The 16,398-nt window shown below is 64.0% G+C and carries 22 protein-coding genes; 12 read left to right on the top strand and 10 right to left on the bottom strand.

Going from position 1 to position 16,398, the window contains the following annotated elements:
- The first annotated feature begins 67 nt into the window (after positions 1-67).
- From MFF56_RS08655 to MFF56_RS08645, 3 genes are read left to right on the top strand one after another with little or no spacing between them, the layout of a single operon-like run.
- Positions 68-712, top strand: a complete 645-nt coding sequence (locus MFF56_RS08655) for a DUF433 domain-containing protein (protein WP_082773164.1) — start codon at positions 68-70, stop codon at positions 710-712.
- A complete protein-coding gene (locus MFF56_RS08650; RefSeq protein WP_156453849.1) occupies positions 678-1,112 on the top strand; it encodes a DUF5615 family PIN-like protein in 435 nt (144 codons plus the stop codon). The genes MFF56_RS08655 and MFF56_RS08650 overlap by 35 nt, the downstream gene beginning before the upstream one ends.
- A complete protein-coding gene (locus MFF56_RS08645) occupies positions 1,091-1,945 on the top strand; it encodes a DUF4145 domain-containing protein (RefSeq protein ID WP_197430649.1) in 855 nt (284 codons plus the stop codon). Before MFF56_RS08650 ends, MFF56_RS08645 begins: the two co-directional genes overlap by 22 nt.
- A 289-nt stretch (positions 1,946-2,234) precedes the next feature.
- On the opposite strand, the gene MFF56_RS08640 is transcribed toward MFF56_RS08645, so the two are convergent.
- The 7 genes from MFF56_RS08640 to MFF56_RS08610 all read right to left on the bottom strand — a co-directional run bounded on the left by MFF56_RS08640 (position 2,235) and on the right by MFF56_RS08610 (position 6,616).
- Entirely contained in the window at positions 2,235-2,939 is a 705-nt protein-coding gene (locus MFF56_RS08640; RefSeq protein WP_066924398.1) for a hypothetical protein, read from the bottom strand.
- The gene (locus MFF56_RS08635) at positions 2,936-3,136 is read right to left on the bottom strand and encodes a hypothetical protein (RefSeq protein WP_066924399.1); all 201 of its coding nucleotides are present in this window, start codon (positions 3,134-3,136) and stop codon (positions 2,936-2,938) included. The genes MFF56_RS08640 and MFF56_RS08635 overlap by 4 nt, the downstream gene beginning before the upstream one ends.
- The gene (locus MFF56_RS08630) at positions 3,133-3,420 is read right to left on the bottom strand and encodes a hypothetical protein (protein ID WP_238229937.1); all 288 of its coding nucleotides are present in this window, start codon (positions 3,418-3,420) and stop codon (positions 3,133-3,135) included. Before MFF56_RS08630 ends, MFF56_RS08635 begins: the two co-directional genes overlap by 4 nt.
- On the bottom strand, positions 3,417-3,866 hold the full coding sequence (locus MFF56_RS08625) for a hypothetical protein (protein ID WP_066924933.1): 450 nt from the start codon (positions 3,864-3,866) through the stop codon (positions 3,417-3,419). The genes MFF56_RS08630 and MFF56_RS08625 overlap by 4 nt, the downstream gene beginning before the upstream one ends.
- Complete coding sequence (locus MFF56_RS08620) at positions 3,863-4,711, bottom strand: hypothetical protein (RefSeq protein ID WP_156453886.1); 849 nt, start codon at positions 4,709-4,711, stop codon at positions 3,863-3,865. Before MFF56_RS08620 ends, MFF56_RS08625 begins: the two co-directional genes overlap by 4 nt.
- A gap of 137 nt (positions 4,712-4,848) precedes the next feature.
- On the bottom strand, positions 4,849-5,691 hold the full coding sequence (locus MFF56_RS08615) for a phage antirepressor KilAC domain-containing protein (protein ID WP_082773226.1): 843 nt from the start codon (positions 5,689-5,691) through the stop codon (positions 4,849-4,851).
- Positions 5,692-5,839: 148 nt separating this feature from the next.
- Positions 5,840-6,616 (bottom strand): XRE family transcriptional regulator, encoded by a 777-nt coding sequence (locus MFF56_RS08610; protein ID WP_197430683.1) that lies wholly within the window; start codon positions 6,614-6,616, stop codon positions 5,840-5,842.
- A gap of 80 nt (positions 6,617-6,696) precedes the next feature.
- On the opposite strand from MFF56_RS08610, the gene MFF56_RS08605 reads away from it, so the two are divergent.
- On the top strand, positions 6,697-6,939 hold the full coding sequence (locus MFF56_RS08605) for a transcriptional regulator (protein ID WP_082773224.1): 243 nt from the start codon (positions 6,697-6,699) through the stop codon (positions 6,937-6,939).
- Between the two features lie 454 nt (positions 6,940-7,393).
- On the opposite strand, the gene MFF56_RS08600 is transcribed toward MFF56_RS08605, so the two are convergent.
- On the bottom strand, positions 7,394-7,639 hold the full coding sequence (locus MFF56_RS08600; protein WP_066924927.1) for a hypothetical protein: 246 nt from the start codon (positions 7,637-7,639) through the stop codon (positions 7,394-7,396).
- Between MFF56_RS08600 and MFF56_RS08595 the strand changes: the two genes are divergently transcribed.
- Positions 7,638-7,868 carry a helix-turn-helix domain-containing protein gene (locus MFF56_RS08595; protein ID WP_066924925.1) on the top strand — a complete coding sequence of 77 codons (231 nt, stop codon included), beginning with the start codon at positions 7,638-7,640 and terminating at the stop codon, positions 7,866-7,868. The two genes, MFF56_RS08600 and MFF56_RS08595, sit on opposite strands and share 2 nt — an antisense overlap.
- Positions 7,869-7,873: 5 nt before the next feature.
- On the opposite strand, the gene MFF56_RS08590 is transcribed toward MFF56_RS08595, so the two are convergent.
- Positions 7,874-8,158, bottom strand: coding sequence for a hypothetical protein (locus MFF56_RS08590; RefSeq protein WP_066924922.1), 285 nt, complete (start codon positions 8,156-8,158; stop codon positions 7,874-7,876).
- A 196-nt stretch (positions 8,159-8,354) separates the two neighbouring features.
- Between MFF56_RS08590 and MFF56_RS08585 the strand changes: the two genes are divergently transcribed.
- From MFF56_RS08585 to nusG, 7 genes are all read left to right on the top strand, one after another.
- Positions 8,355-8,717: a hypothetical protein gene (locus MFF56_RS08585; RefSeq protein ID WP_156453885.1), complete on the top strand. Its 363-nt coding sequence runs from the start codon at positions 8,355-8,357 to the stop codon at positions 8,715-8,717.
- A 3-nt stretch (positions 8,718-8,720) separates the two neighbouring features.
- The gene (locus MFF56_RS08580) at positions 8,721-9,053 is read left to right on the top strand and encodes a hypothetical protein (protein WP_066924916.1); all 333 of its coding nucleotides are present in this window, start codon (positions 8,721-8,723) and stop codon (positions 9,051-9,053) included.
- A gap of 86 nt (positions 9,054-9,139) precedes the next feature.
- Positions 9,140-9,403: a hypothetical protein gene (locus MFF56_RS08575; protein WP_066924914.1), complete on the top strand. Its 264-nt coding sequence runs from the start codon at positions 9,140-9,142 to the stop codon at positions 9,401-9,403.
- A complete protein-coding gene (locus tag MFF56_RS08570; protein ID WP_082773223.1) occupies positions 9,400-10,026 on the top strand; it encodes a helix-turn-helix domain-containing protein in 627 nt (208 codons plus the stop codon). The genes MFF56_RS08575 and MFF56_RS08570 overlap by 4 nt, the downstream gene beginning before the upstream one ends.
- Positions 10,023-11,501: a DEAD/DEAH box helicase gene (locus MFF56_RS08565; RefSeq protein WP_066924912.1), complete on the top strand. Its 1,479-nt coding sequence runs from the start codon at positions 10,023-10,025 to the stop codon at positions 11,499-11,501. The genes MFF56_RS08570 and MFF56_RS08565 overlap by 4 nt, the downstream gene beginning before the upstream one ends.
- Positions 11,482-12,438, top strand: coding sequence for a DUF7146 domain-containing protein (locus MFF56_RS08560; protein ID WP_066924910.1), 957 nt, complete (start codon positions 11,482-11,484; stop codon positions 12,436-12,438). The genes MFF56_RS08565 and MFF56_RS08560 overlap by 20 nt, the downstream gene beginning before the upstream one ends.
- Positions 12,439-12,706: 268 nt before the next feature.
- Positions 12,707-13,162, top strand: coding sequence for a transcription termination/antitermination protein NusG (nusG, locus tag MFF56_RS08555; RefSeq protein ID WP_238229936.1), 456 nt, complete (start codon positions 12,707-12,709; stop codon positions 13,160-13,162).
- 69 nt (positions 13,163-13,231) lie between these two features.
- Here nusG and MFF56_RS08550 read toward each other — a convergent pair whose 3' ends face one another.
- Complete coding sequence (locus MFF56_RS08550; protein ID WP_197430681.1) at positions 13,232-15,859, bottom strand: Ig-like domain-containing protein; 2,628 nt, start codon at positions 15,857-15,859, stop codon at positions 13,232-13,234.
- Positions 15,860-16,398: the final 539 nt, after the last annotated feature.

The following is a 16,398-nucleotide window of genomic DNA, read 5'->3' as shown; positions in this document are numbered from 1 at the left end:
TTTCAACGTGATGCCTGTGTGGCATCTGGCCCATTGCAGTGGTCGAGTTCCGCGGTATTTATCGGGCATGACGACGGGCTCCGGCAGAATCGTCATCGCTGCGTTCACCGAAGAGGAAGCGCAGCGAGTGACGGGCATCAGCCTGACGCAGCTCAGGTATTGGAGACGCACGTCCTTTTTCGTCCCGAGCTTGAAAGTCGAGCTCGGCGAGGGGGATGAAAGCCGTCTCTACTCGTTCAGAGACCTTGTGTGCCTCCAAGTTCTTGATAGGCTTCGCAACGGCAGCGGCGTATCCCTGCAGCATCTGCGCGACGTTAAGCAGCGGCTCGCCGACATGGGTGACGACGTTTGGGCTAAAACGACGTTGTATGTACTCAAGAAGCGTGTCGTTTTTCACAACCCAGAGACAGGTGAACGCGAAGAAGTCCTGACAGGACAAGGGGTGCTGAGCATCCCCCTGGAGATCGTACGCGCAGACATGGCACGCTCGGTCAAAACGATGCGTGCCCGTAAGGACGAGAGTGTTGGCCAGATCCAGACAGTCAAAGGTCTTGCAAGAAGCAAACCTGTGATTGCAGGCACTGGCATTCAGGTTGCGAGCATCAAGGCTTTTGCCGAAGCCGGGTATTCGGTCGATCAAATACTTAAGGAATATCCTTCGCTAACGGAGCGAGACGTTGAAGCGGCAATCGCTCACGCTGCCGCAGCCTGAAGCTGACGTCTCTGATCCCTTTCGCGTTCTCTTAGATGAGAGCGTTCCCGTTTCAGTTGCAGCGTTGCTCAGGCGCCTGAATTACGAAGCCATCCTACACGGCGATGTACTATTTCAAGGTGCAGACGACGCCCTCGTTGCAAAGACTGCGCTTCTCAATCATGCCATATTGATAGCCATTGACAAAGATATGAAGCGGATTGCGGGCCGCTACGGCATGGCTGACCAAAAATTTCAGAAGCTTCATCTCATTAAATTGGGCTGCCCCGAACCAATGGCAGCATCACGCATAGAACAAGCGCTGGATCTCATACTGCTCGAATGGAGCTACTGCTGCGAGAAGCCATCGCGGCGGCTCTATATCGAGATCGGCCCACATTGGATAAGGACTTTTCGATAGAAACCAGTTTACGGCAAATTTATGTAGATTTGTTGGATTTTCTAGATAGAAATTCCAACTGCTCTCAAGTGAATTTTATATTGCTGGAGATAAATGTGGGCGATGAAACAACAATAAAACCTCGAAAGGCAGAATGTGCAAAGTGCGGGGGATTAAGGTGGTGTGAGGTTCGCGGCCATTACCAGGTTTCTGATAGCGACGAGCACATGCAGTGGTGGGACGACTGGCGCATACTTCAATGTCGCGGGTGTGATTACATATTTGTCCAAAGAATTATGTGCGACACCGAGAACTACCATCATACTTCCGATGGCGCTGGCGGCTGGGGCATGGAGCTTGATGAGACGGTAAAGTATTGGCCAGCACTTGCGAAGAGGAAAAGGCCGGAGTGGATGTCGGAATTTGGCATAGACGCCCCAAATGTTGGCAAATTAGATCAAGCTCTAATCGAACTCTACGGAGCTCTGGACAACGACTTGAATATTTTGGCAGGGATCAGAATTAGAACAGCCTTTGACGTCGCCTCCGAACTGTTGGGCATCAATACCGAGCAGTCTTTCCAGAAAAAACTAGATGAGATAGTTGAGAAAGGACATATTGGCATCGCAGACAAATCTCGCCTTGCCACACTGGTCGATGCAGGAAGTGCTTCAGCGCATCGCGGTTGGAAGCCAGCGGCGTCCGATCTTGTTTTGATGACTGAGATACTGGAGCATTTTGTGCATGACACGTTCGTTGCCCCATCTAGAAAGGCGCGCCTTGATGCAAAAGCCACCGAAATGAAATCCAAAGTTCCACCCAGGAAGCCCGTAAAAACTGAGAAAAAAGATTAACTAAGCTCGAATTGGCATTGCCTCCTCTACTGTGCAATATGTCGCGCCTTGCTATTGGAATATTCGCTAACATATTGAGAGTAGCCCACGGCGGTGTAGGCGCTTAGCAGCCGCCGCGCGCGGCAGACCGGATCTTCCTCGGATCGGGCGCGGGCGAGCTCCGATTCCAGACGGTCCATGATCGGGACGAGATCAAGCCCGTCGCCATCTCGCGCGACAAGGTATGCGCAGAGCCGCAGGGCGCGCTCGATGCGGGCGGGGGTGACAGGCTCAGGTACGCCACGGCGCTTCAAGGCCTCGGTCCCGGGTTCGGGCACCAAGCCGGGTTCTCACCGTCCGAGCCGAACAGGTCCGGGAGTGCGCCCTCGATCAGCGGTGTGAGCTCGTTCAGGCGCTGGTTGGTCGCGTCCATGGCGGCGCAGCGGATCGCGATGTGCTCCTCTGTCTCGCCCGGGAACGGCCGGTCCTCGGGCTGACCGTTGACCACGCACGCGTCGCCGTGGATGAACTCTTGGAACACCATGTCGACGGCCGTCACGCCGATGCGGTTGCGGGTCTCGGCCGGCAGGCCGTGCCATGCCGCCTCGATGTCGGATAGGCCGGGCATCGTCCCGAAAGCCTCGAAACCGGCCTGCGGAATCACTCGGCCAAGTGCCTGTTCCGCCGATGCAATCTGCGGGCTGAGGCCCGCAAACAGCCGTTCGGAATCAGGGTGCTTCAGCACGACCAAGATCCGGTCGAGGTAGAGCGAGGCCGTGTCGGTGCCCTCCCCATCCTCGGCGTAAAAGGCCACCAGCGCGATCAGCCCGGCCGGCGTGGTGGGCAACACCTTCGCCAGCGCCTTGCTGGCTTCGGCGTCGGCGTCGCAGGCCTCGTTGCAACGCGCTACCGCTGCCTCGTCGTCCTCATCCAGGCCCTTGCAGGCGGCGATGTGAGCGGCGCTGGCGGCCCGCGCCGAGGCGATGGCGGCGTGGATAGGATCGGGGGTAGTCATCGCAGCCCCCGATCCAGCTTGGCGAGTTCGATCGCGATCAGGACGCCGCGGGTGACCTCGGCTTGGCTGATGCCGGGGAAGCGGTCGGCGAGGAAAGTCCGGATCGAGCCCGGCGCGATCTTGCCGTCCTGCCCCACCGGAAAGCGGATGCCTTCCTCCATCAGGCAGCGGGCGAGTTGGGTAGCGCGGTCGCTCATGACGCGCCTCCCGTCGACCGTGCCGTGGCCTGAAGCCGCTCGAACAGACGAGCGGCAAGGAAAAACAGCAGGGCGGCCGGCTCCTTGCGGCGGTACTCCCGCCGGCACTGGCGGTAGACCGGGTCCGGGTCGAACTCGCCCCGTTTGAAGCCGTAGGACAGCATGTCCGCGGCGAGGCCTTCGACCTCCGGATCAGCCAGCAGCTCGTCCAGCTTCGTGGCCGACCACTCGTAGTCAGTCGTATCCTCGTCGATGAGGTAGCAAGGGTGACGGCGGGCGCTCATGCCGGCACCTGCCCGTCCGTGAAGATCTCCGGCCGCATTTCCTGAGCGCGAGCCCACACCTCCGTGCAGACCTCGTGGCCCAGCACCTCGTAGGCCGCCGTCACGAAGGCCTTGCGCTTGCCGTCCGCGGGCGAGGTGGTGCCGGATGGCAATGGCGCCGCCTGTCGCTCGGCCCGGCGCAGCTCGCCAATCCGCTGCTGGATTCGGGGCCGACTGCGGCGCTTCCTTTTCAGGGCCAACTCTGCGCGGCGGCGCCAGTCCGGATCGTTCGGGCCGATGCCGCTGGTGAGCTGACGCTCGATGGCGTCGATGCCCTGGTCGACGTCGTCGAGGATCGCCTGCCCCTCGGCCGCGGTGACGACATCGTCGAGATGGATCTCTCGGCCGTCGCTAAGGACGATCGTGTTGATGCCACGCACGGGGCGGTCGCCGGCAGCGGCGCTCATGCCTGCTCTCCCGTCCAGGCTGGGGCGTTGGTCAGGGCTGCCTTGATGTCCACGAGGCCAAGCGCCTCGGCGTCTTCGGCCTCCGACTGTGGGCTTTCGCCCCGAATGGCACTGGCGAGCGCCCGGTAGGCCCAGTGGAAGACCGTGTCCTCACCTTCCTGAGCGGTGCCGTCTGTATGGCCGCGTCTGGCGATGCAGAGGTCGGTGAAGGTGACAAGCGCGGCCCGCCCGCCGGAGGTGACTGGCACGGTCGCGAGCGCTGCCTCCTCCGCTCTGGTCTGCTCGTTGATCAGTGGGGCCTCGGCCTCGAAGCCACCGGCCGCATCAAGACCAACCCTTTCGTACTCGGCATGCCAGGCACTGTAAGCCGCGTCGGCTGCGTGCATGGCCGCGATGGCAGCGTAGACAGGGTCCGGGCTCGCGGGAGGGCACGGCGCCGTGTGTAACGGGCTGCGGCCGATCAGATCGAAGATTTTCGCTCCGTCCTCGTCCAGGCCGACGCCCTCACGCTCTACCCACTCGTTCGCGTAGCGGGCCAGAGCAGCGCAGCCGGCAGCTGTCGTCGGCACGGTCTTGAGCAGCGCCTCGCGCCAGTGCTCCCACTGTGCGTCGCTGGCGTCATGCGTCGGCTCCCAAGACGGATCGTCGTCGGGCTTGCTGCCGGAGATGGAGAGAAGGCGGATGTGCTCAGCGGCGAGGGCACGGTCCTTCTCGATGGCAGCGAAGATCGGATCGACCACCGAAAGGTCCGGTGAGGCCGAAGCGGGCGCCGTCAGCATCGCGATCACCGCGGCATCGCAGCGCGCATCCATCTTGGATGCAGCATAGCCCTGGTAAGCGGGCATGCGGGTGCTATCAGAGCGAACACTCTGTTCCATAGCTCGATCCTTGGGTTCGGGGTGTATGGCCTCCGCTGGTGGTCCAGACCGGCGGGGGCCGCTTCATCTCGGGGCGGGATGCCCCGGGAAGATCGGAAAGAGGTTCAGTGCTGGCGGGCACGGCCTCCGGCGTTCGAGCCGAAGTCGAGCATTAGGCTGCCCTGTGCGATCCCCATCGCCACGGACAGGCGGGTCAGCCCAGCCGGAGTGACGTAGACCTGAACCTCGGTGCGGCCGTCGCCGGCCGGCACAGGGCACTCGTCCAGAAGTCCGGCGTTGAGCTTTTCCTGCATGCCGACGAGCCGACCGGTTCCACGCCGCCGGAAAAGCCAACGGTGCTCCAGCATCCACGCGATCAGATCCTTGGGCCGCATGCCCAGGGTCTTGGCGGCGTCGCTGAGGAGGATCAGGCCGGTCGTGTCGGCGATCCGGTCGAGCGCCTCGGCCTTCGGGGCGGCGGTCGCCAGCGCACCCTCAGCTTCGCGGGCGCGGCCCTCCAACGCGATCTCGCGCTCAGCATGGGCCAGCAGCAGGGCGCGGAGCGCGTGCGGATCACTGAGATCCAGCGCCGGTTGGGACGCGGCCTCAAGCGCACGCCGCTCGCACTCGATGTAGTAGCGTCGGATCCGCCGCCCCTCGGCGTTGTTCTCGACCATGGCGATCTCCTTCGCCATGCCGAGGGTGAGGTGATACGTGTCGACCAGCTGTGGCCGCGCTTTTGCGCTCCCCGAAACTGGGGAGCTCAAATTCCCGGTGACGACGTAGTCGACACCCTCGACGAAGCCGTACTGTGCGATCCGGCCCTTGATCCAGGTGGTGAAGTCGCGGCCGACCTTGAGCAGGCCGTGCAACTCGCGGGCGTCCGATGTCTGGACGAGCGTACCCGCTACGTGACGCTTTTTGATCGCGGGTAGACTTGCAACTTGGGCGGTGAGATGGCTCGACATAGCTCATGCCCGCCCTCGGAACCGATGATCTGATGGCCAGGGGATGACGCGGTATCGCAACGGACCGAGGATGACGAGGTGGTGTGCGAGCACGAGTAAGCCTCACCGTTGAAGCGGTGAGCCAATCAAGCACGGCTTGATTTTTTTATCAAGTGTCGTTTTCCAAGCCTGTCTTGCTTAGATGCAACGGCACACGTTGGACGCCACCCGGAGGAGCGCGGTAGCGACGGTGCTCAATGAGGGTGCCGAGGATTCGGCCAGCTTTTGGCGTCTTGATGGTAGTGACAGGATAGTCTTCATTTAGAGGAACAAGTTCTTGATACTTGCTCCCTCCTTCGTCGGTTCTAATTCTTAATTTTCGCAACATTACAGATTTGTTATGGACGATATATGCCAGGACATAGTCACCTGGTATCGGCGATATGCCGGTATCAAAGATAGCAATATCACCCCTCGAGAACATGGGAGACATACTATCAGTACATATCTCGGTCGCCAAATTGTAGCCTGCAGAGGCAAATCTCAATTCTAATGCTTCGTAACCGCCGGTTTTGCCAGTCTCTGCGCTCAATAGATCAATATAGTCAAACGGATCAACATCTAGCTTTGGAAACTTTAGAGCCCACCCTGCAATTTCTTCTCTACTGCATAGTACTGCATAGGTCGAATTCCTATTTTCGAATACGTGTTTTTGTACGGAGATGTCAGGATTTTCTGTGTTGGCTCCATACCCAAGCCAATTCCAGTCGACGGAAAGCTTTTCTGCGAGCGCAACAATATTCTTGTGATCCGCACCGGCCTGTCCGGTTTCCCACTGCGATACGGCCTGTGGACTTACGTGAATCCATTTCGCGAGTTCTCCTTGCGTCAGGCCTCTCTCCTTTCGCTTCTGGCGCAGCCGGGTGGGGAACGTATCGTCGCTCATGCGCTCCTTCATAAAGAGGTGCTTGAGAAAACCAACCAAGCAGCACTTGACTTATAGGAACAAGCGCTGCTTGATAAGCCATGGCACAACGCGATCCTGCGCTTCGCCGCGCGATAGAGACACAATCGGGGGTGACAGGCTTAGCCTTGGCGTTGCGCCTTACGGTCCAAGCTGTGTCTCAGTGGAAGCGGTGCCCATCTGGGCGCGTCCTCGATGTTGAGAGGCTAACGCGCGTCCCACGATATGAACTCCGCCCCGATCTCTATCCGCCACCGAAGCTTAGAAAGCGAGCCATTCGCGCAACTGAAGAAGCTCGCCTTTAATGCCCATCTTGCCACCTCAGGCCGCACGAACCGAACCGACTGGTCAGTTACGCTTAGTTGGTTGGACCTTCGGGTTTAGGCCCCCCAGCATCAAGCAAAGCCATACCGGCGATCGCATTGGCGAGCGCGGTGTAGGCGTTCGCGTTGCCGCGCAAATGGGCCACGGCGACTTGTCGTTGGAAGACACTACCGTCCGGTCTGTAGTCTTGGACGTATGCTGCGAGTGTTACTCTACCAATCCCAGGGACCAAGCCGAACACCGGAGCCTCATCAAAAGAGATGATTGGCGCAGTGGCGGACCCCTCCATTTGGATACCTTCGAGCTTGCCTTCTTTTGTGGCTGTCATCTTAAAATGCCCTCTCTCATTTGATACAGGGCGGTTATAGGGCGCCGATTTCGTTTGTCTTCGATCATTTCCCGGAGTTGGGCGTAATGTCGTCTCAGATTTTGACCTCACCCCTCCAGCCGCATCAGCGCCACGGCAAGCGCCCCAAGCAGGACTGCCGCCTCGCTGCCCCCAGCGACACGCCCCCGGTCATCCAACCGGTTCGCCAGTCTCTCGAGAACTGCGCACCGATCACCGAGCGGAATCGCTCCGACCAGATCGACCATCAGCACGGCCAGGGCCTCGGCCAGCCGCTGGGTCGGCAGCTCGGCCGGGGCGCAGGCCGGCACCGTCACCGCGAAGGCTGACACCATGCTGCTCTCCGAATGGATGCGCCGTGAGGGCCTGAGCGACGCCGATGTCGCCGCCGCCGTGGGTCTGTCCGAGTTCACGGTGCGCAAGCTCCGGTTCCGGGATCGGGGCACGTCACTGCGGGTTGCCGCACGGATCGAGGCCCTGTCCCGCGGTCAGGTCCGGGCGCACGATCTCCAGCCGCGCCAGGACAAGCACCACGCCGCCCCGGAGCCGGAGGCCCTGTCGTGAGACGATCACGCCTTCGGATCGATGCGCCACGCCCTCGTCTGCTCGGCCAGCACCGCGAACAGCCGGTGCAGGTCGCTCATCGCCTGCGGCACGATATCCAGCGTGGTCACCTCGCCGGCCACCACGGTGATGAAGGCCTCCGCGTGGCCCTCCGGGCCCGAGCAGGAGAACACCGTCTCGTAGATCGGGCAGCCCAGATCGCTGTCGAACTCCCGGTCCAGGGAGTCGAGCTGGATGTGCACCAGCTCCGTCTCGTCCGGTCCACCGGCCGGTTTGATGTCCCGTTTCATTCACGCTCGCCCTCGCTCTCTTCCTCACCGAGCTCCGGCCACCCGCTGCGCGCCCATCTGCCAGGATCACGCGCGCCTCGGGTTCGGGGCTCTCTCCGTCGTCGTCGGGGCCGTGCTCCTCAGCGGATCCACCACCACGATCAGCATCGTGGCGGAGGAGCGTTGGGAGATGTCCCAAAAGTCTTGGGAGGCGCGGGTGCCCGCCTTCATCCTTGAGGCGTCCGAAGGTCTGCGCGCGCTGGGTCGGGCTCCGGACCGCCACGATCCGGTCAAGGCGCAGATCGCGCGGGCGGCTCGGTATGCTGGTCTGCCGTACTGGCGCGCCTTCGACCTTTGGTACCGCAAGGCGCGCCGGGTCGAGGCCGCCGAGATCGAAGCCATACGGGCCGCGCGTGCAGTCAGGGCCCAGGAGAGAGCGGATGAGCTTGCAGGACTGGCCTCGGACTTCGAGGCGCTTGCGGAACGCGTGTCCCGTCTGGCTCCGCGATCCGGTGGGGCGGATGCTGATGCGCTTCGGGCGCTCGCTGGCCGCACTCGGCGTCTGGCTGAGGGAGAGTGATCCGTGAGCGTTTGGGATCGCGACGACCTCTGCGAAATCGAGCCCGGCGACGACCGGCTCGACGTTCCTCCGGTCCAGATGATCGACCGGCTGATCCGCTGGCATGAGAAGCGCGCCGCCAACGACGGCCGGCTGGCGCTGAGCTGCGAGGCTGAGGGCCTGACGATCGCGGCCGAGACCAACCGCCAGCGCGCGCTAGCCCACCGCCAGACCGCGACCTGCCTGCGGCTGCTGCGCCAGCGCTGTGGCGAGCCGGAGACGGCGCCGCAGAGCGCCTTCCGCGGTCACCTGAAGCCCAAGGCCCGGTCCCGCGCCGAGGTCCGCGCACCGCCCTGATCCGTAGCAGCCCGCGCCGCCCGACCGTCGCCCCTCACCCGAACTCTTTCACCGGCCGCGCCAGCGGTTTCCGGAACGGGAGCGTCATGTCCGAGACAAAGCCACGTCTCTGCGCCGACCGCAGCCTCTACGACGCCGCCGACGACGCCCTTCGCACCCTCCGCCAGGATCTGGTCCAGCGGGCACAGGCCTCCGGCGATTACCGGATGGTGGTCGATTTCGGTGACCGCCTGCTCCGCTACGGAAGCTCGACCATCGCCAAGGCCGCGAGCTTCCCCGAGGCCGCCGAGCGCACCTATCGGACCGCCGACGACCTCGTCACCGCTTCCATTCGGGGAGGCGCCCAATGAGCGTCGCCGCGGGAAAATGGGCCAAGCGCCAGCGTGTGCGTGCCACCTGTCGAGCTGTCCTAATCGCCCTGGCCGATCGTGCCGACAAGCGCGGGCAGTGCTGGCCGTCTCAGACCACGATCGCCGACGATACCGGCTACGCTGTCCGCACGATCCGTCTGGCGCTCGCCGAACTCTCCCACGCCGGCGTCATCGCCCGGCAGCCGCGCGGCAATCGCTTCGGGGGCCGAGCGGCCGACCTGATCACGCTGAACATGGGCCACGACTTCGACCTGCTGGCCGCGCCGGAGTTGGCTTCGGCTGAGCCCGAGTTTCCGGCAGATGATGCCGCTAAGGGCTCGGCAGGTTACCGGCAGATAAAGGACGGGTTAGCGGCAGATGAAGGACACCTTACCGGCAGATCCTGCCGGGGAAAGAACCTAACAGGAAACCAAAGGAACCTATTACCTAGCCGCGAGGAAGGGGTTCAGGAAAAGGTACTACGCGAGGCCCCCCCCACTGCAGGGCTCACCCCTGACCCGTTCGGCGACGACGCCTTCGGCCCCCCTCTGCCCTGCGGCCAGGACAGCGACGCCTGGGAAGAACTCGACGTTGCCGAGATTGAGGCGGGAGGCGCTCGATGAGCCGGGACCTTCGTCCGCATCAGGTCCGGATCATCGACCGGCTGCGGGAATCGCTGATCGCCGGACGGCGCCGTCCAATGCTCCAGGCCCCCACTGGCTTCGGCAAGACCGTGGTGGCCGGCGCGATCGTCCGGGGCGCACGGGCCAAGGGCAAGCGGGTCCTGTTCGTGGTCCCGGCCATCAGCCTGATCGACCAGACCGTGCGCTCGTTCTTCGCCGAGGGCATCCACGACGTCGGCGTGATCCAGGGCAGCCACCCGATGACGGACGCCAACCGTCCGGTTCAGGTCGCCTCGATCCAGACGCTCCAGCGCCGCGCCATCCCGCCGTTCGACATCGTGGTGATCGACGAGGCCCACCGCTGGTTCGAGATGCTGGGCACGTGGATGGCCGCGCCCGATTGGGCCGCGGTGCCCTTCGTCGGCCTCTCCGCCACGCCCTGGACCAAGGGTCTGGGCCGGCACTACGACGACCTGATTCAGGTCACCACCACGGCCGAGCTGATCGCGGCCGGCTACCTTGCCCCGTTCCGGGTCTACGCCCCCTCGCACCCCGACCTCGACGGCGTCCGCACCGTGGCCGGCGACTACCATGAGGGCGACCTCGGCGAGGCAATGAACCGCCCCGAGCTCGTCGCCGACGTGGTCCGGACCTGGCAGCAGCGCGGGGAGAACCGTCCGACCTTCGTGTTCGCGGTCGACCGGGCCCACGCCCGGCACCTGCAGGGCGAGTTCGAGCGGGCGGGCGTCGCCTGCGGCTACATCGACGCCTTCACCAAGTCGGACGACCGGGAGGCGCTGTTCCGCCGCTTCACGGCCGGCGAGCTGCGGGTGATCGCGAGCGTCGGCTGCCTCACCACCGGCGTCGACCTCGACGTGCGCTGCATCGTGCTGGCCCGGCCGACCAAATCCGAGATGCTGTTCGTCCAGATCATCGGGCGGGGCCTGCGTACGGCACCGGGCAAGGACGACTGCCTGATCCTCGACCACTCCGACACGCACCTGCGGCTCGGTTTCGTCACCGACATCCACCACGACGCCCTCGACGACGGCCGGGAGCGGCAGAAGCAGGACCGCAAGCGCCACCTCGAGGCCCTGCCGAAGGAGTGCCCGTCCTGCGCCTTCCTGAAGCCCGCCAAGAGCCCGAAGTGTCCCGCCTGCGGGTTCAAGCCCGAGAAGCAGTCCGAAATCGTGTGCGAGGACGGCGATCTCGTCGAAATGCGCCCGGTCCGCGCCAAGGCCCGCACCGACGAGAAGGCCGAGATCTACGGCCAGCTCAAGCTCTACGGCCGACGCCGCGGCTACTCCCCGGGCTGGGCATCGCACCAGTTTCGCGAGCTGACCGGCGTCTGGCCGAACCACTACCGCACGGCGCCGGAACGCGAGCCAAATCAGTTCATCCTCGGCTGGCTGAAGCACCGGCAGATCGCGTCCGCCAAGCGTAGAGGGGGCAGCCATGCACGCGCCTCTGCGTGATCGTGCCCGCGGCCGCTGGGCAAGTCTGCTATCCCAGATCGGGGTGGATGCCCGCTTCCTCACCGGCAGCAAAAACGGTCCCTGCCCGATGTGCGCGGGCAAGACCCGCTTCCGCTTCGACGACAAGGAGGGGCGTGGTACCTGGATCTGCAACAACTGCGGTGCCGGGGACGGACCGGCACTCGCAATGCGGGTGCTCGGCATCGAGTTCAAGGAGCTGGCCGAGCGGCTGGATCCGCTGATCGCCGACGCGCCAATTGCGCGTGCGCGGCCTGAGCGCTCCCCCGACGACAAGCGCGAAGCCCTGAACCGGCTCTGGCGTCGCGCTGGCGTGGTTCAGCCGAAAGATCCTGTGGCGCTCTACCTCCGCGCCCGGGTCGGCCTTGTCACCGTGCCGACCTGTCTCCGCTGCGTCGACAGCCTGATCTACCAAGACGACCAGCCGAGTCATCATCCGGCGATGATCGCCCTGGTGGCAGGCCCGGACGGCGCAGCCGCCACGCTCCACCGGACCTATCTCACCCGGGACGGGCGGAAGGCCGCCGTCGAAGTCCCGCGCCGTTTGATGCCGGGCACGGTCCCGGACGGCGCCGCTATCAGGCTGTTTCCGCCAGCCGAGATCATGGGCATCGCGGAAGGGATCGAGACCGCGCTCGCGGCCGCCGCCCTGTTCGGGCTGCCGGTCTGGGCCGCGGCCAACTCCACAATGCTCGCGAAGTGGCAGCCGCCCGAGCAGGCTCGCAAGATCGTCGTGTTCGGCGACACGGACCGGAAGTTCGGTGGACAGGCTTCCGCCTACGCGCTCGCCCACCGCCTCGCCGTCCATGACCGCAGTGTTCGGGTCGAATTGCCCCGCGAGGCTGGCACCGACTGGAACGACGTCTGGCTCCGGCAGCGGGCCGACAACGACGCCTTGGCCCTCGCGGTCACGGCCTGATGGATCAGCACCAGAGGATTCGAGCATGACTCGCCTGAACAAGCGTCAGCGCCTGAAGGTGCGCCGTCAGCGTCGGGCCGAGAGGCTGGCTGCTAAGGCGGCCGGGATCCCGCTGGCTGGATCGCCCACGCCCGGCCAGAAGACCTCGGCAGCCGAGCCCATCCGCGGCCGCGCCTCCGAGGTGATCGACACCTCCCTCCTCTGGCACATGGCCCGCACCGCCCCAAGGATGGGCGATCGCGCCCGTCGGGCCCTACGGGAGATCGAGGTGGCGACCTTCTTGCCCCGCGCCTCCGAGGTCGTCGTACGCCGCGGCCGCCGCGTCATCCGGCACACGCCGCTCATCATCCGCACGGTGTTCATCGGCGTGCGGGACGAGGCGCATCTGGCTGAGGTCCGGTCCCAGCCCGGCATCGCCGAGATCGTGTCGCATCCGGAAGCCGAAGCCGGGCTGGCAGGCAACGTCCAGCAGATCGTGCGGCGCCCGGCACGCCTGGATCCCGGGGATCTACAGCGCTTCATCGATGCCCTCGCAGCCGGCGAGATCGTTCAGCCCGTCGGCGTCAGGGTCGGATCCAGCGTCGTGGTGATGACGGGGCCATTCGCGAGCTTCCCAGCGACCGTCGAGGCAATCCTGCCTGGGGATCGGCTACGAGTGGCGGTTAGCATCTTCGGCCGCCCCTCGGCCGTGGAGCTCGGCATGGCGGATGTGCAAGCTGTATGAATGCTCCAGTGCGAGAAGGCCCACACAGATGGCGGGCCTTCTGCTTCGTCCGATGCTAGCCTCTGAAACTCAGGCCGTGACAAAGAAGCTCGCGTTGACCTGATCGGCGCGGATGCCGGCGAGGTCGATCGTGCCACCGCCCGAGAGCGTCAGCACGGCATTGCCGTTCCCGGCGCTGCTCAGCGTGTAGGTCTGACCACCTAATGCGAGCCGGTCGCCCTCCGTCTGGTTGAAGTCGAGAATCAGGTCCCGACCGCTGCCAGCCCCGAACACGAAGCGGTCCGCGCCCAGATCACCCGACAGCACGTCGTCCCCGAGCCCGCCGACGAGCACGTCGTCGCCCTGACCACCGTACAGGGTATCGGCTCCCAGATCGCCGAACAGCACGTCGGACCCGAGGTTGCCGTAGACCACGTCCGCATCCAGGCCGCCGTACACGGTGTCCCGGCCCTGCCCGCCGAACAGCGTGTCCGTTCCCTCGTTGCCGTAGAGCAGATCCTCGCCTTGGTTGCCGTGGATGATGTCGGCCCCCTGGTCGCCCAGCAGAACATCGTTGCCCTGGTCGCCGAACATCCGGTCGTCGCCCTGGCCACCAAAGGCCCGGTCGTCGCCCTGACCACCGAACAGGGTGTCGGCACCCTGGTTGCCGTAGATCAGGTCGGCATCGAGGTTGCCGTAGATCAGATCGCCGCCCTGACCGCCCAGCAGCGTGTCAGTGCCAGCTCCGCCGGCGAGCAGGTCGTTGCCCGCGCCGCCGATGAAGGTCTGGGCCGCGCTGTCGCCGTAGATGCGCAGCGGGTCCGGCGCGACGGTGAGCGCACCCACCGCGCTGAGGCCACCGGTGCTGCTTGTCGTCGCCGTACCGGCCGGCGCCCGCACCGTGATGGCACCGACGACGGCTGCAAAGTCGATGTCGCGCAGCTCGACCACGCTGCCGCCTGGGAGCTGGCTGGCATCGAGCACGATCGCCTGCTGCTGGCCGCTGTCTTGCGCCAGTGGCTGACCCTGGATCACCAGAGGCTGGGCCGGTGCCGTAGTGGCACCGGGGGCTACGCTCGGCACGATCGTGCGCACCGTCAGGTTGGTGCTGGCTGCCAGTGCACCGAGGAAGCCTGAGCCGCTGCCGGTCAGGGCGCCCTGGTCGGTCGACCCAGCCGTGGTGCGGCTCTTGATCGCCGCGATCAGGCCGTCGAGCCCGGAGGTCGCAGGACTGATGGCTTGCAGACCGTAGCCGGTCGGGATTTGCGCCATGAGTTGCGTGGTGCCCCCCGCGCCGGTGACGAGCGGGATGTCGGCGGCGGACGAGGCAGTGTCGCTGTTCGTGCGCTCCCCCGTCACCACCGGGACCGTGGTGACTGGCACGCTGCTGCCGTCCGGCAGGGTCTGCGTGGTCATGGTGACCGCCACGCCGTCTACCAGCGTCGGTCCGGGGTCGCTCGGTGGGGCAGGCGGGGCCTGGATGGTAAGGACGAAGGTGGGCGATGCAGCACTGACGTTGCCGGCGGCGTCAGTGGACTTAACGGTGAGGCTGTGGTTGCCCAGGGCCAGCGTACTCGACGTGATGCTGTAGGCCCCCTGGCCGTTGGCCGTAGCGGTACCGAGCACGGTGGTGCCGTCTGTGTCGTAAAGCCTGACGACTGCGCCGGCCTCGGTCGTACCCGTGAGGGTGGGTGTGGTGACAACGGTGATGCCATCGCCCGTTGCGCCGCTATCGGAGGCGAGCGCAAGAGCCGGTGCCGCACTGGGGGTGCTCGGTGCGGCGGTGTCGATGGTCAGCATGAGAGCCGGGGATGCGGCGCTGATGTTGCCGGCGGCATCGGTGGCCGTGACGGTGAGGGTGTGGTTGCCTTGAGCCAGGGTGCTCGATGTAATGCTGTAGGCCCCCTGACCGTTAGCCGTTGCGGTACCCAGCACGGTGGTGCCGTCCGTGTCGTAGAGCTTGACGGTTACGCCCGCTTCGGCCGTACCGCTAAGAATGGGCGTAGTAGTATTGGTGATGCCGTCGCCCGCCGTACCGCTGTCGGAAGCGAGCGCGAGGCCCGGTGCCGCGCCAGGCGTGGCCGGTGCGGCCGTATCAATGCTCAGCGTGAAGGCTAGTGACGCGGCGCTTGTGTTACCGGCAGCATCGGTAGCCTTGACGGTGAGACTGTGACTGCCCTGTGCCAAACTGCTCGATGTGATGCTGTAGGCCCCCTGGCCGTTAGCCGTTGCGGTACCCAGCACGGTGGTGCCGTCCGTGTCATAGAGGGTGACAGTGGCACCGGCTTCGGCCGTACCGGTGAGGGTCGGTGTCGTAACGTTGGTGATACCGTCACCCGCCGGGCCGCTGTCAGAAAGGGCGGTCAGAGTCGGTGCCGCGCCAGGCGCAGCTGGGACGGTATGGTCCAGGGTATAGGTCTGGCCAGCGGTGTATCCACCAGCAATGGCGGTGTTCGCAGCGTTCTGAATGCCAGTGCCGCTGCCGTTGAGATCGAGGCGCAGAGTTCCATCGCCAGCCAAGGCATTGACTGTGACGGTGTAGGTTGTCCCGCTTCCGGTTACGGAAGCGACTGTGCCGCTCGCCGTACCTGTTGAGCCAGTGAGATTGAAGTCACTGATATCGACACCGGTTACAGCTTCGCTGAAAGTGACGGTATAATCGACGTCCGTGGCTGCGGCGGCGACAGCGGCGGCGCCAACGCGGGATATTGAGCTCACGCTCGGGCTGCTCGGCCCGGAACCGGAAGATATCGAGGTAAAGTCAGCTGAGTCAAAATAGAAAGGGCCGCCATAATTATTTATGGCAAGGACGCGAAGTGTTGTTATATTATTGAAATTTAGCGACGTTGTGAGAGAGCTATAGCTGATATTCACGTCGGTCGGATTGAATGATACCGTTATGTTGTATCCTGAGATGACAGATCCAGCAGAGTCAAGGCCCTGGAAGAGCAGAGAATCGTTCTGAGTGCCGGAATTAATTCCGCTAATATCGCCTATACTAAAGGTTCCTCCCCCAGAGGCTGTTATGTCCACGCTGTAGTAAGTTGTATTGCTCCGATAGCTTGAGAAGTAGGTTCCAGAAATCTGACCTGTTGTATCATTCGTAGCAACGCTACCGCCATTCTGCACCGCGATGGCGGCATCTCCGGCAGGGCTGCTTGTGCTTACGGCGACATTTACGGCAACCATGATTTAGCTCTGCTTCCCCGTTTGGGGGGAGGAGAGGTTCAATCTGTAAACAATTAATTAATTTTTCG

The organism is Methylobacterium hispanicum (assembly GCF_022179285.1).
Lineage (GTDB): Bacteria > Pseudomonadota > Alphaproteobacteria > Rhizobiales > Beijerinckiaceae > Methylobacterium > Methylobacterium hispanicum.
The sequence above is the reverse complement of the archived record's forward strand: the minus strand, read 5'-3'. Positions and strand labels throughout refer to the sequence as shown.

Bases quoted from the DNA above. Each gene is read 5' to 3' on its own strand.
- MFF56_RS08655 (WP_082773164.1), top strand. From the start codon at position 68: ATGACGACGGGCTCCGGCAGAATCGTCATCGCTGCGTTCACCGAAGAG.
- MFF56_RS08640 (WP_066924398.1), bottom strand. From the start codon at position 2,939: ATGACTACCCCCGATCCTATCCACGCCGCCATCGCCTCGGCGCGGGCC.
- MFF56_RS08635 (WP_066924399.1), bottom strand. From the start codon at position 3,136: ATGAGCGACCGCGCTACCCAACTCGCCCGCTGCCTGATGGAGGAAGGC.
- MFF56_RS08630 (WP_238229937.1), bottom strand. From the start codon at position 3,420: ATGAGCGCCCGCCGTCACCCTTGCTACCTCATCGACGAGGATACGACT.
- MFF56_RS08625 (WP_066924933.1), bottom strand. From the start codon at position 3,866: ATGAGCGCCGCTGCCGGCGACCGCCCCGTGCGTGGCATCAACACGATC.
- MFF56_RS08620 (WP_156453886.1), bottom strand. From the start codon at position 4,711: ATGCCCGCTTACCAGGGCTATGCTGCATCCAAGATGGATGCGCGCTGC.
- MFF56_RS08615 (WP_082773226.1), bottom strand. From the start codon at position 5,691: ATGTCGAGCCATCTCACCGCCCAAGTTGCAAGTCTACCCGCGATCAAA.
- MFF56_RS08610 (WP_197430683.1), bottom strand. From the start codon at position 6,616: ATGAGCGACGATACGTTCCCCACCCGGCTGCGCCAGAAGCGAAAGGAG.
- MFF56_RS08605 (WP_082773224.1), top strand. From the start codon at position 6,697: ATGGCACAACGCGATCCTGCGCTTCGCCGCGCGATAGAGACACAATCG.
- MFF56_RS08595 (WP_066924925.1), top strand. From the start codon at position 7,638: ATGCTGCTCTCCGAATGGATGCGCCGTGAGGGCCTGAGCGACGCCGAT.
- MFF56_RS08600 (WP_066924927.1), bottom strand. From the start codon at position 7,639: ATGGTGTCAGCCTTCGCGGTGACGGTGCCGGCCTGCGCCCCGGCCGAG.
- MFF56_RS08590 (WP_066924922.1), bottom strand. From the start codon at position 8,158: ATGAAACGGGACATCAAACCGGCCGGTGGACCGGACGAGACGGAGCTG.
- MFF56_RS08575 (WP_066924914.1), top strand. From the start codon at position 9,140: ATGTCCGAGACAAAGCCACGTCTCTGCGCCGACCGCAGCCTCTACGAC.
- MFF56_RS08570 (WP_082773223.1), top strand. From the start codon at position 9,400: ATGAGCGTCGCCGCGGGAAAATGGGCCAAGCGCCAGCGTGTGCGTGCC.
- MFF56_RS08565 (WP_066924912.1), top strand. From the start codon at position 10,023: ATGAGCCGGGACCTTCGTCCGCATCAGGTCCGGATCATCGACCGGCTG.
- MFF56_RS08560 (WP_066924910.1), top strand. From the start codon at position 11,482: ATGCACGCGCCTCTGCGTGATCGTGCCCGCGGCCGCTGGGCAAGTCTG.